Raw genomic sequence first — 12,883 nt, 5'->3', positions numbered from 1 at the left:
CAGGAAAGGGCCCCAGCCACCCGGCTGGGGCCCTTTCTTCTGGTTCGCTCAGTGCAGCGGCACGCGGATGACCTGGCCGCCGCCCTTGCAGACACCACAGTTGGAGATGTAGGCGTCGTCGCCGCGGATGGTCAGCCCACCCGGCATGGTCAGGCCGGTGTCCAGCACGGTGGTCTTCTTGCCGTGCCGGTCGACCTTGATCAGCGCGCCCTGACCGTCGCCCGCGAGCAGCCCGTTCTTCGCGATCTCCAGGACATAAAGGGAACCGTCCCAGGTCTGCGCGATATCGATGATGTTGGTGAACCCATCCGCCACGACCTCCGGCTCACCTCGCCCCGACGGCCACACCTTGAACACCTTCGCGGCCCCAGGCACAAACGGGAACCCAGTCAACTGCCCAACGTAGAAAGCGCCGTCCCGCCCACGGATCACCGACGTGGGAACCGCCTGCGCGTTGTTCACCGCCGGGAACACCGCCACCGTACGGATCTTGCCGCCGTGGCCCACCTCAACGAGGTCGTTGCCACCCGCATCGGTCACAACTTCCGTGCCCCACGGCGTAAGCGCAACAGAAGTGGGGTTGGAGTCCGGCGGAGTCACCCCATCCGGATTGGCCGAAGCCTCATACCCAGCCAGATCACCCAGAGTCGAGAGGTGACCGTGCTTGTCGGCCTTGCGCAACACCCCGAGGTCCGGCGCCGACAACGTCTCGCGAATCGCCGGATCAGCACCAAGCCCGACGGTGAAGACCAACGACTTCCCGTCCACCACCACATCAGCGGGCCCGGTCCCATTGGCCCCATCCGGATGCGCCGTCGACGGCAACCCATCGAGCACTCGGCTCTGCTTCCCATGGCTGACCTTCGTGATCGACCCACTGCGGCCAAAACACGTCGGCCCCTCCGCCCCCGCGAAGCACGGAGCGGCACCGCCAAAGCCCCCTTCCGCCACATACAGGTCACCGTCCGGCCCGAACGCCAACCCCCGCGGACTGTTCAGCCCACTCGCGATGGTCTCGATCCCATGATGCGATCCACCACCAGCCAACGCGGTCCCCGGCACCACCACCGACGCGACCACCACCGCCCCCATCACCACGGCGGCGGCCCGGCTGCCCCGAGCAGCACTCATCGTCACATCCCCTCTCTCGTGCGCGCAAAAGTCTATTTCGGACATACAAACCCCAGCAATTCCACGATATGGTGAACAACCCTGCCACCACCCGGACGAGCAGAGAATGTCCTCAGGGGACGAACCCGATGTGCGAAAAGGCACCACCCCGGCAAGAACTCGCCGATGGGAACAACGTGAGCACAGCCACCAGCGCCGCACCAGCACAACCCGCACAGCCATCCAGGCGCTTCAGCGCTCCAGCCATCCAGCGCTCCAGCGCTCCAGCCATTCGCCGCTTCTACGCTTCTGCGCTTTGCCGCTTCTGCGCTTCTGCACGCACGCGCATACGTAGTCTTCGTGTCCTCGCCCTCCGGTATGGCCTGGCGCTTGCGCAACCGCATCTGTCAAGTGGGGGCCCAAATCGATCGCCGGTCCGCCTTCGCAAAGCAACCACGCTGATAGCCATACGGACCGGCCCCCGCTGGAAGCCCCGGCCCCCACTTGACAGATGTGGTTCCCTTGGGCAGGTCATACCGGAGGGCGAGGGCACGGTCCTCCGCCCCTCTGGGTGGCGCTGCCGCGCGGCGAGCGCTTCTTTCACCCACCCAGTTCTCGCGCAATCAGACCCCAGATCCAGCGTGTCAAAGCAACCTAGAAGTCCTCGTCAAAGGACACCGTCCCACCAACCGCAACCTGATAAGCACTAACCCGCCGCTCAAAGAAGTTCGACAGCTCCTGAACATCCTGCAACTCCATGAAAGCGAACGGGTTCTTGGCCCCATACTCCGCCTGCAACCCCAAAGCGATCAGCCGCCGATCAGCAACATGCTCCAAGTACGAACGCATGTCCACAAGAGACAACCCCGCAACCCCCTGCCCCAAAAGATCCTCCGCGAACCGAGTCTCAGCATCGACAGCCTCCCTCAGCATCTGCCGAACCTGCCCATGCAGCTCGTCATCGAACAGCTCAGGCTCCTCCCGCCGAACCGTATCCACGACATCAAAAGCAAAAGCCATGTGCATCGACTCATCCCGGAACACCCAGTTGGTCCCAGAAGCCAACCCGTTCAACAACCCCCGCGACCGCAAGAAGTACACGTACGCGAAAGCCCCATAAAAGAACAACCCCTCGATACAAGCCGCAAAGCAGATCAAGTTCAACAGGAACGCCCGACGATCCTCCTTGGACTCCAACCGGCTCAGGTGCTCGATGGAGTCAATCCACTTGAAGCAGAACTCAGCCTTCTGCCGAATCGAAGGAATGTTGTCCACCGCAGCGAAAGCCGCCGCCCGCTCCCCCTCATCCGGCAGATACGTGTCCAGCAACGTCAGGTAGAACTGAACGTGCACCGCCTCCTCAAACAACTGCCGCGACAGGTAAAGCCGCGCCTCGGGAGCGTTCACGTGCTCATACAGGTTCAGCACCAGGTTGTTCGCCACGATCGTGTCCCCGGTCGCGAAGAACGCCACCAGCCGGTTCACCAGATGCCGCTCAGCCGAAGTCAGCTTCGCGAGATCGGCCAGATCGGAGTGAAGGTCAACCTCCTCAACCGTCCAAGTGTTCTTGATCGCATCCCGAAACCGGTCGTAGAACAACGGGTACCGCATCGGCCGCAGGGTCAAGTCCATCCCCGGGTCGAGCAGGGTCTGGTTACGACTGTCCAAAGTAGTCACTGGCACGCCTCACAAGATTCAGGGTTCTCAAGGGAACAAGCAACGGCCTCAACGGTCGGCACAGTCGCCTGCTGAATGCGGGTCGCAGGCCGGGAACGCAGGTAGTACGTGGTCTTCAACCCCGCCTGCCACGCATACCGATACATCGACGACAACTTGCCGATAGTCGGACTCGCCACGAACAGGTTCAACGACTGACTCTGGTCAATGTAAGGCCCACGAGCCGCACCAAGATCAATCAGAGCCCGCTGCGGAAGCTCCCAAGCAGTACGGAAAAGCAGCTTCACCGCCTCCGGCAACGGCAGCCCCTGAGCAGAACCGTCATCCCGCTTCAACCGCGCGCGAGTGTCCCCGTTCCACAGGCCCGCCTTCTTCAGGTACGCCACCAGATACGAGTTCACCTGCAAGAACTCCCCAGACAGCGTCTCCCGCTTGAACACATTGGACACCTGAGGTTCGATGCACTCGAAACACCCGGCGATAGAGGCGATCGTGGCCGTCGGCGCAACCGCGACCAGCAACGAGTTCCGCAACCCATGCTCAGCGACCCGCGCCCGCAACGCATCCCAGCGCTCGGTCTGCGTCGGCGTCACACCCCACAAGTCCGGCTGCAACTGCCCGCGCGCGGCCCGAGTCTCGGCGTAAGCCGGGTGCGCCCCAGCCGAAGCAGCAAGATCCGCGGACGTCTCCAGCGCCGTGAGATAGATCTCCTCGGCGATCCGCGTCGACAACTCCAGCGCCGCCGGAGCGTCAAAAGGCAGCTCCAGCTTGAAGAACACGTCCTGCAGACCCATCACCCCCAGCCCCACCGGACGCCACCGCGGATTGCTCCGCCCGGCCTGCTCCGTCGGATAGAAGTTGATGTCGATCACACGGTCCAAAAAGGTCACCGCGGTACGCACGGTCTCCCGCAAGCGATCCCAGTCCATGGCGCCGTCTTTCACATGCGCGCCAAGGTTCACCGAGCCGAGGTTGCACACCGCCGTCTCAGCGTCGCTCGTGACCTCAAGGATCTCCGTGCACAGGTTCGACAAATGCACGACGTTGCCCGGCTCGGCGGTCTGGTTGCACGTACGGTTGGCGGTGTCCTTGAACGTCATCCAGCCATTGCCGGTCTGCGCCAGCGTCCGCATCATCCGCGCATACAGATCACGCGCCTTCACCCTCCGAACCGCGCGCCCCGCCTCCTCCGCGGCACGGTAGGCGCGGTCGAACTCGTCGCCCCACAAGTCCGGCAGCTCGGGTACCTCGTCCGGGTCGAACAACGACCACATGCCGTCCGCCTCGACGCGGCGCATGAACTCGTCCGGGATCCAGTTGGCAATGTTCAGGTTGTGCGTGCGGCGCGCGTCCTCGCCGGTGTTGTCCCGCAGCTCCAGGAACTCCTCGATGTCCGGGTGCCAGGTCTCCAGGTACACGCACGCCGCGCCCTTGCGCCGGCCGCCCTGGTTCACCGCCGCGACCGAGGCGTCGAGGGTGCGCAGCCACGGCACGATCCCGTTCGAGTGCCCGTTCGTGCCCCGGATCAGCGCACCCCTCGAGCGCACCCGGGACCACTGCACGCCGATCCCGCCCGCGAACTTCGACAGCCGCGCGATCTGCGCGTACCGCTCGTAGATCGACTCCAGCTCGTCGCGCGGCGAGTCCAGCAGGTAGCACGAGGACATCTGGGTGTGCCGCGTGCCGGAGTTGAACAACGTCGGCGAGCTGGGCAGGTACGCCAGCGAGGACATCAACTTGTAGAACCGGATCGCCTCGGCCGGCGTGTGCGACAGACCGCAGGCCACGCGCAGCAACCAGTACTGCGGGCGTTCGACCACCGCGCGGGTGTGCGGGTGGCGCAGCAGGTAGCGGTCGAACACCGTGCGCAGGCCGAAGTACTCGAACCGGTTGTCGCCCTCGATGTCGATCGCGTCGTCGAGCTTGCGGGCGTGCGTTGCCACGAACGTCGCGGTCGCATCACCGATCAGCCCCTCGCGGTGGCCGAGCGCCACACTCTGGCTGAACGAGTGCACACCCTGACCGCGGACCTCCTTGTCGATGAACGCGGCGAGCAGACGCGCGGCCAGCTTCGAGTACTCCGGCTCCTCGGCGACCAGCTCCGCCGCGGTCTGGATCGACAGCTTGTCCAGCTCTTCGGTGGTCGCGCCGTCGTACAGACCGTTGATGGTCTTCGTCGCGATCCTCATCGGGTCCACAGTGGACAGCCCGTCGGCGCACCGCTGCACCGCGCGCACGATCTTGCCGGCATCCACCGGTTCGAACGCGCCACTGCGCTTGCGCACCTGCATTGTCGTGACCGTCACGAACTCCCCTCGCTCGGCCCCTTCGAGCGCGCGCGAGGACAAGGCGAGGCCTGCCCCACGCCCTCCCTCGGGGCATGCGGACACCCACCCGCGACACGGGCAGGCGAGCGGGCAGGTCTTCGGACTCGTGGGCACTTCTGGCCTACTGGCCGTCGCTTCCCAAGCTCGCGCTCAGTGCCGTTGACGGCGGTCGTTCCCACTCACCGCTGCGGGGCAGTCCCGGACTCCCACCGGGTTCCCTCTTACCCCGGCCACTGTGGTTCAGTGACCGGACCAGCTCTGCGGACCACAATACATGGACCAACGATCACCACCCACACCCACATGTTGTGTCGGCGTGTCCATCCACATGTGACGCCCGTCACCGTCCGGATTTGGGCGTGTCGCGACTCGGTGAGCAAGGAACGCGGCCCGAACCCACCCCCACACCCCTCAACCACACCGCCCACCCACGAGCCACGGCACCCAACTAGACCCACCCCGCAGCCATGCACCCAACGAGACGCACCCAGACCGCCCGGCACCACGAGACGCACCCAGACCGCCCGGCACTCGACGAGACCCCACCCCGATACCCAACGAGACCCACCCCGAGCCACGAGACCTAACAGGAGCCACGAGACCCACGCCGCCTGACGTGCCACGGAACCCATGCCGCCTGACGTGCCCGCCACGAGGCCCTCGGCGCCCGGCCCAGAGCCACGACGAGAGCCACCCCGGAGAGCCACGAGATCCACGCCGCCTGGACATGCCCGACGGGACCCACGCCGCCTGCACATGGCCGCCACGGGACCCTCGGCGTCCCGCACGGAACCCTCGACGCCCGCCCCGGGACCCCAGCCCGGCCCCGGTCGGCCCCGGGACCCCAGCTCGGCCCGGGGACCCCAGCTCGGCCCGGGACCCCAACACCCCGGGTCCAGTGCGTCCATATCCCGGGACAACTCTCCCGAATTCTGGGAGACGCGACTACGGTGACCCGCATGCCGCCCTTATACACGCACGGGCATCACGAGGCCGTGCTGCGCTCCCATCGGTCCCGCACCGCCGCGAACTCGGCGGCCTACCTCGTGCCACACCTGCGCACGGGAATGTCCCTTTTGGACGTCGGCTGCGGGCCGGGCACGATCACGGCCGACCTCGCGGCACTCGTGGCGCCGGGCCAGGTCACCGCCATCGAGCCGGTCTCGGATGTCTTCGCCGCCGCCCAAGCGTTCGCCAACGACCGCGGCGCCACCAACATCCACTTCGAGATCGCCGACGTCCACACACTCCCATACGCGGACAACACCTTCGACGTCGTGCACGCCCACCAGGTCCTGCAACACGTCCACGACCCCGTTGGCGCCCTTCGGGAAATGCGCCGGGTGAGCCGCGGGATCGTCGCCGCGCGGGACTCCGACTACGAGGCGTTCACGTGGTTCCCCCAGTTCCCCGCGCTCGACGAGTGGCTGGATCTGTACCGGAAAGCGGCTCGCCGCAACGGCGGTGAACCCGACGCGGGGCGGCGGTTGCTTTCGTGGGCGCGCGAGGCCGGGTTCACCGATGTGGAGGCCACCGCTTCGACCTGGTGCTACGCCACGCCCGAGACCCGCGAGTGGTGGGGCGGGCTGTGGGCCGACCGGATCCTGCACTCCGCGATCGCCGGGCAGGCGGTCGAGTACGGGCTGGCCACGCAGGCGGATCTGGAGCGGATCTCCGCTGCTTGGCGAGACTGGTCGGCGGCTGAGGACGGGTGGTTCGTGGTTCTGCATGGGGAAATCCTCTGCCGCAAGTGACTCCGGCTGGGTGGTCGTGAGGTGGGGGCGGCGAGCGGAACGGTCAGGATCCTTGCGTCGCCGCAGTATCCAGGTCGAGACGCCAGGGTGACTGCGTCGCAGGCGAACGCTGCTGCGACTGTGGCGGGGTGGGGGTCGCTGTGAGAAAGCCAGCCGCACAAGCGACCTCGGCTGGGCACGCGTGACTCGAGGCGAGCCGTGCGGTGATTCTCGCCCGGCAGTCGATCCTGCAGTTACGGGCGTACAGGCTTTGCGGAGAAGCTGTGCCACGGCAGATCCAGCGGCGCCGAGGGCGAGCCGGACAGGGACTCCAGCAAAGTTCCGCGGCGCCAGGAACGGTGCTGCGTCTGGGAGCCGGGGGGCTCCGTACGAAAGCCCGACGACGCCGGGAACGTGGCTGCACCAGGGAAGCCCGAGGACGCCCAACAGAAAATCCGGCGGAGCCCGGGGCTGCGACTGGGAAGTACAGGATTCCGCAGAACGTTCGGCGGCGCCAGGAACGGGGCTGGAAGCCGGGCGGGGGTTCGCGCGAAAGCCCGGCGGCGCCGCGAGCGCGACTAGGAAGTCCCACACTCCGCAGGTAATCCGGGGATGCCGGGAGCGCGCCACTGTGACTGCGGGGGTTGTGAGGTCATCAGGGGTGATGGGAAAGGCTGCGGTGCAAGCGGACTCGGCTCGGCGAGCGTGAGTTCAGGTGGCGTAGCGGATATCCAGCCAAAACGGGATCCGGGGGCGACAGCGGTGTGCTTTGGGTGAACGTGTACTGAGGTGGGTGTGGAGATCTTGGGGGATGGGGTTCGGTACGGTCGGTGGGTGAACTGGCGGGTGGTTCGGCGGGTCGGGGTTTTTGTGGTGGTTGTGGGGTTGGTTGTTGGGTTTGTTTTGTATCAACGGGTGGGTGGTGGGGCGGAGTCGCGGGAGCCGCAGGCGGTGAAGGTGCTGTGGGCGGATGGGAGTGAGTTGGGGACGGTGACGCCGCCGCGCGAAGGCGAGCGGGAGTCGGGTGTGGCGAAGTCGGGTGAGAGCGCGGGTGAGCGGGTGACGGCGCCCGGGGAGGGGCTGTCTGCGGATCGGTGGGTGGTGTGGGCGGAGGTTTTGCGGGAGTTGGATGGGGTTGATATTCCTGCGTCGCGGTTGTTCGAGGGTGGGTATACCGTGCGGGTTACGGTGGATCGGAAGGCGCAGGAGCTGGCGGAGGGCACTCTTGCGGCGGCCACCGCGAGGCAGCCGGACAGCCTGCGCGAGGCGATGGTGGCGATCGACCCGGCGAGCGGCGCGGTCCTGGTGTACGCGGGATATGACAAGCAGAAGCCGGGCAACGACTACGCGAACTCTTGGTACGCCCCGGGATCGCTGTACATGCCGTTCGTGCTGGCTGCGCTCCTGCAGCGGGGCGAAGGGCTCGATGAGGTCTACGATGGGCGCGGGCCGCGGAAGTTCGGCGACCTGATGGTCACCAACGCGGCGAACTGCGCGCAGGAGTGCACGGTCGCCGACGCGATGAAGCAGTCGGTCAACACTGTGTTCGCCGACATCACGTTCAACACGGTCGGCACCCGCGCGGTTGGCAATGCCCTCGTGGCGGCTGGGATCCCGGCGTCGGTCGGGCCGGACAGGACGCCGGTCGCCGGTGAGTCGGGGCGGCCGCCGTCGCTTGCCGTGGGTCTCGGTGGCGCGCCCTACCAAGCGCGGGTTGTGGACATCGCGACCGCGTACGCCACGCTGGCCGCCGAAGGCACGAAACACCGCCCGCACCTGGTCGCTCAGGTAACCGACCCGAAAACCGGCGAGGTGATCTTCGACGACAACGCCCGCAGCGAAGACGCGTTCGAGCCCAAAGACAGCGCCACCAACAAACGGATCGCCCGCAACATCACCGAGTCACTGCTGCCCATCCCGCCGCTGAACCAAATCCCCTGCCAGGCACAACACCAATGCGCGGGCAAGCCCGCGACGATCGTCTGTCAGGGCGGAAACGCCACGTGCGGCGCGTGGATGGCCGGGTATACCCCCGGTGTCTCGGTGGCCGTGCACCTCGGGGCGGACGAGTTCGCGCCCATCCCGCCGGAGAGCACGGGACTGGCCGGCGCGATCTGGCAGCGCTTCCTCAACGCCTACCTCACCGACCGGCCAGCCCAGCGCTTCCCTCCGTACGAACCGATCAGACGCTGACTACACGCAGAGCCTGGCCTCGATTAACGAAGCCAGCACCGCGTGCCCGGCCTTGTTCAGGTGCAGAACGGCAACGGGCCCCTCCTGGCCAGGCGCGAGGGCATCGAAGCCGCGGTAGAACGAAGGCCCGGCCTCACACAGCGAATGACCGGCGAACGAAGGCCGCAACTGGCCCGGATAAGCGAACTCGCTGACATACGTGCCCAGACCAGCAGTAACAGAACGAAGACGAGCGTCCAGCGCGGTCGCGATCCGGCTGCCGTCAGTACGTTCCGGCGCGGTGATGATGCCGTCACCGCAGATCGGGTCAAGCGGCACGCCCTGAGCGTTGGCGCCGTCAGTGATCTGACGGCCATACCCGGTCACGACGACCTGAGCACGCGGGCTGCGAGACTTGATCTCCTTCAACAAAGCACGAAGGTCCTGACCCATGGCGTCCAGGCGCTGGATCGTGGCGTCCGCCGGGGCGCCCGAGCAGTCGCCCTGGATGCACAGGCCCGCGAACGAGGCCAGGTCGATGTCGTTGCCGCCGACGGTCAACGTGACGATGCTGGTGTCGCGCTTGAGGCTGTCCAGCTGCGGCGGCTGGTCCTGGAACGTCCGGCGCAGGTCCGGGATGGCCGCGCCGCTGCAGGTCACGTTGGTGAACGAGACCGTGCGGCCCTTGGCACGCAGGCTCGCCACCAGGTCGGCGGTGTAGGAGTTGGCGCTGTGGAAGCACTTCCCCTCGGTGCCCGGCTCGTAGTCGCCGGCCCCCACGCCGGACGCGGAGGAGTCCCCCAGTGCCACGATGTTCAGCGTCGAGGCCGATGCCGAGGCGGCAGGTGCCATGGCGGCCGCCGCCACACCGGCGACGACCGCTGCGATGAGTCTTCTCATGGCGCCCACCCTGCCAGCCCCGCCTTGCCAAAACCCTTGCCTGACAGGAACTGGTCAACCTCTCACAAAACCGTCACAACGCCGAGGGCACCGTCGACGCGCACCCGGTCTCCCGTGGACAGTCGTGAAGTCGCGTTGCCACACCCGACCACCGCGGGTATACCAAGCTCCCGGGCGACGATCGCGGCATGCGACAACGGCGCCCCGACATCCGTGACAACGGCCGCGGCGCGTGGAAACAGTGGCGTCCAGCCGATGTTGGTAGCGGTCGTGACCAGGACCTCCCCGGTTCGCAACGCCTCTGCCTCCTCCACTGTGGACACCACGCGCACCACACCCTCCACTACCCCAGCGGCACCGGGGAAACCCTTGATACCGCCGACGGAGGCGGGTTGTTGCCAAGTCTCGGGGTCGAACGCACCCCGGATCAGCGTCGGATACGGCGGCAACGACTTGTAGTGCTCGTAAGCCGCCCGCCGGACCGGAACCTGGACAACCGACCCGGATCCGTCCAGCACCGAGAGGATCTCGGACAACGTGAGAAAGAACAGGTCCGAGCCGTGCCCGGTCAGCGAACCGGCCTTGACCACGAACGCCCGGAACACCCCGAAGGTCCGGACCATCTCCGAGCGCGACCGTTCCCGCGCCTGCGCGACCGAAAGCGCCTTGTCGAGCTGCTTGCGGATCTTCGGCGCCTTGTCCGGGTGCGCGGCCACCAGCCGTTCCCATGCCAAAGCACGCGCGGATGCCTGCGCTGCCAGCAACTCCTCCGGTGCACCGGCGAACGCGTCCCGCTGGCGGGAGATCCACTCCGGGTCCTCGGCCGGCCGCGGCGCGGACAGCTCGTACTCGTCCGGCCCCCGATGCCCCCACGCCTGGGCATACTCCGCGACGGACAGGGAACCGTCCCGCAGCTGAGCCAGGCCCAGCACCGGGCCAAGACTGGCGAGCGACGCACCCGACCCGGTCAACAACAAAGCCGCATCGCCCTCACCCACGAGAGAGGTGAGGTACGGGCCGAGCTTGGCCGCGCCGAGCTGACGAGCCCCGACGTCCAGGGTCTGGCACACCACGTGCAGCAGATCGTCCACATCGGACTTCCACAACGCCAGCAGTGCGGCCGGAGTCGTACAGGCAGAGATCCGGCGGGTCAGCTCCGCGCACCGAGAAGGCGTCGACGAAAGCAGTGATCGCAGGTTCTTGCGATACGCACGCCCCTGCCGGATGAACAGCCTGACCACCGGCAGAGCGGCCCTGATCAGCGCGAACCTGGACAACGGCAGCGGCGGGACGGCCACGTCGATCCGGCCGAAGGTCTGCTCGTTGGCCTGTCGGACCGCCTTCTCCATGCCGAACGCGCGACCGACCGCCATGCTGGTGGACAGGTTCAGGTAGAACCGGCCGCCGATGTTGCCCGAGGTCGGGTGCCCGGCGATCGGCGGCATGGCCAGCTCCTGGATGACCGACCAGGTCACCGGGGTCATCACGCTGGGCACCGCCTCGCTGACGTTCCCGCTGGTCCACAGGTAGTCGCCGAGCAGGCTGTCGTTCCACACCTCGCGCGGCACCGGCAGGGTGGTGATCGGCCGGGCCTGCAGGATGACGAACCGGCCATCGTGGGCGGCCCACTCGACGTCCACCGGTGTGCCATACAGCTTTTCGATCCGGATGCCCAGCTGCGCCAGTTCGAGCGCCTCGGCCTCGGTCAGCACCGGTTCGTCGCGCAACTCCTCCGGGACTGGTTTCTCCGCCGTCCCCTCGGCGGCGGGAACGGTCATCACGGTCTTCGTGTGCACATCCGCGCTGATCAGAGCCCCGGACTTGGCCACCGTAAAGCCATCCGGGGTGACTTGTCCGCTGACGAGCGACTCGCCCAGCCCCCAGGCGGCATTGATCACGACTCGATCACGATCTCCGGTCATCGGATCAGCGGTGAACATCACACCGGCCGCTGCCGCGGGTACCAGATCCTGGACCACTACGGCTATCGCGATATCTTCATATGAAATTTTGTTTCGTGCGCGATAAACAATCGCGCGGGCGGTCCAGAGCGAGGCCCAGCACCGTTTGACCGCATCGAGTACGGCATCCGGCCCAGTGATGCCGAGAAAAGTGTCATGCTGACCGGCGAAGGACATCTCCGGGAGGTCCTCCGCGGTCGCCGACGACCGGACGGCCACCGCTCCCCGGCCGGAATATGCCTCCCAAATGCTGGACACCACTTCCGGGGGGACCTGGGCGTCCGCGAAGGCAGCAGCGATCGAGGCAGCTGCCTGTTCAGTACCAACGGTGTCATCCGGCGAGAGCTTTCCCAGCAGGGACGTGATCTGCGCGGACAGACCACCGGTGGCCAGGAACGCCCGGTAGGCGGCCGTGGTGATGTGAAAACCGGACGGGACGGGCACGCCCGCGGCGGCGAGCCGGGCCAGCGACGCTCCCTTGCCCCCAGCCGTCGGGAGCTCAGCCTTACTGTCGTCCAAACGGAGTATGAATGCGTCGCTCATCTACGCATGGTGGCACGAATGGACCAGTCGAGTCGCGGAATTACTCACGAGGGGTGACCATTTTCGGTATGACCAGCCAGCCTTCCGACGCGCGTCACGAGCCGGCCGCCGCCGTCCCGGGCGGCGAATCACCGGAAACACCAGCCCCACCAGCACCCCGGACCGACCCTCATTCGGTGACGAAAGCCACCAGAATCAGCGGCACCTGGATCGCCGTGATAGTCGCCACGATTGTGCTCGTCTTCCTGCTGATTTTCATTCTGCAGAACCTCGGCACGGTCACCGTGACGTTTCTCGGTCTTTCCATGGAACTGCCACTCGGCGTCGCCCTGCTGTTCGCCGCCGTGATCGGCGCCGTACTCGTGATACTGATAGGTGCGGCACGCATCCTTCAGCTCCGCCGAAGGGTCCGCCGCGCTAGCACTGAGTAACCAAACTAAACACCATTGGTGCCATCGGA

At 66.5% G+C, this 12,883-nt stretch carries 8 protein-coding genes and 1 riboswitch; of the genes, 3 read left to right on the top strand and 5 right to left on the bottom strand.

All coding sequences use genetic code 11. The annotated features are described in order from the left end of the window. Nucleotides 1–48: 48 nt before the first annotated feature. The 3 genes from AB0J95_RS41790 to AB0J95_RS41780 form a co-directional block, all read right to left on the bottom strand. Complete coding sequence (locus AB0J95_RS41790) at nucleotides 49–1,131, bottom strand: ScyD/ScyE family protein (RefSeq protein WP_364770807.1); 1,083 nt, start codon at nucleotides 1,129–1,131, stop codon at nucleotides 49–51. 633 nt (nucleotides 1,132–1,764) lie between these two features. After that, a complete protein-coding gene (locus AB0J95_RS41785) occupies nucleotides 1,765–2,787 on the bottom strand; it encodes a ribonucleotide-diphosphate reductase subunit beta (protein WP_364770805.1) in 1,023 nt (340 codons plus the stop codon). Then, nucleotides 2,784–5,093, bottom strand: a complete 2,310-nt coding sequence (locus AB0J95_RS41780) for a ribonucleoside-diphosphate reductase subunit alpha (RefSeq protein ID WP_364770803.1) — start codon at nucleotides 5,091–5,093, stop codon at nucleotides 2,784–2,786. Before AB0J95_RS41780 ends, AB0J95_RS41785 begins: the two co-directional genes overlap by 4 nt. A gap of 92 nt (nucleotides 5,094–5,185) precedes the next feature. Continuing rightward, a riboswitch (cobalamin riboswitch) is annotated at nucleotides 5,186–5,386 on the bottom strand. Between the two features lie 687 nt (nucleotides 5,387–6,073). On the opposite strand from AB0J95_RS41780, the gene AB0J95_RS41775 reads away from it, so the two are divergent. Both AB0J95_RS41775 and AB0J95_RS41770 read left to right on the top strand, forming a co-directional pair. Further along, nucleotides 6,074–6,868 (top strand): methyltransferase domain-containing protein, encoded by a 795-nt coding sequence (locus AB0J95_RS41775; RefSeq protein ID WP_364770801.1) that lies wholly within the window; start codon nucleotides 6,074–6,076, stop codon nucleotides 6,866–6,868. 1,167 nt (nucleotides 6,869–8,035) lie between these two features. Continuing rightward, entirely contained in the window at nucleotides 8,036–9,040 is a 1,005-nt protein-coding gene (locus tag AB0J95_RS41770) for a penicillin-binding transpeptidase domain-containing protein (RefSeq protein WP_364770799.1), read from the top strand. Here AB0J95_RS41770 and AB0J95_RS41765 read toward each other — a convergent pair whose 3' ends face one another. Both AB0J95_RS41765 and AB0J95_RS41760 read right to left on the bottom strand, forming a co-directional pair. Then, complete coding sequence (locus tag AB0J95_RS41765; protein ID WP_364770797.1) at nucleotides 9,041–9,919, bottom strand: SGNH/GDSL hydrolase family protein; 879 nt, start codon at nucleotides 9,917–9,919, stop codon at nucleotides 9,041–9,043. Between the two features lie 62 nt (nucleotides 9,920–9,981). Continuing rightward, nucleotides 9,982–12,423, bottom strand: a complete 2,442-nt coding sequence (locus AB0J95_RS41760) for a PEP/pyruvate-binding domain-containing protein (RefSeq protein WP_364770795.1) — start codon at nucleotides 12,421–12,423, stop codon at nucleotides 9,982–9,984. 68 nt (nucleotides 12,424–12,491) lie between these two features. Between AB0J95_RS41760 and AB0J95_RS41755 the strand changes: the two genes are divergently transcribed. Then, the gene (locus AB0J95_RS41755) at nucleotides 12,492–12,854 is read left to right on the top strand and encodes a lipopolysaccharide assembly protein LapA domain-containing protein (protein WP_364770793.1); all 363 of its coding nucleotides are present in this window, start codon (nucleotides 12,492–12,494) and stop codon (nucleotides 12,852–12,854) included. Nucleotides 12,855–12,883 lie beyond the last annotated feature (29 nt).

The organism is Actinocrispum sp. NPDC049592 (genome assembly GCF_040675465.1).
In the GTDB taxonomy this organism is placed as follows: Bacteria; Actinomycetota; Actinomycetes; order Mycobacteriales; family Pseudonocardiaceae; genus Kibdelosporangium.
The sequence above is the reverse complement of the archived record's forward strand: the minus strand, read 5'-3'. Positions and strand labels throughout refer to the sequence as shown.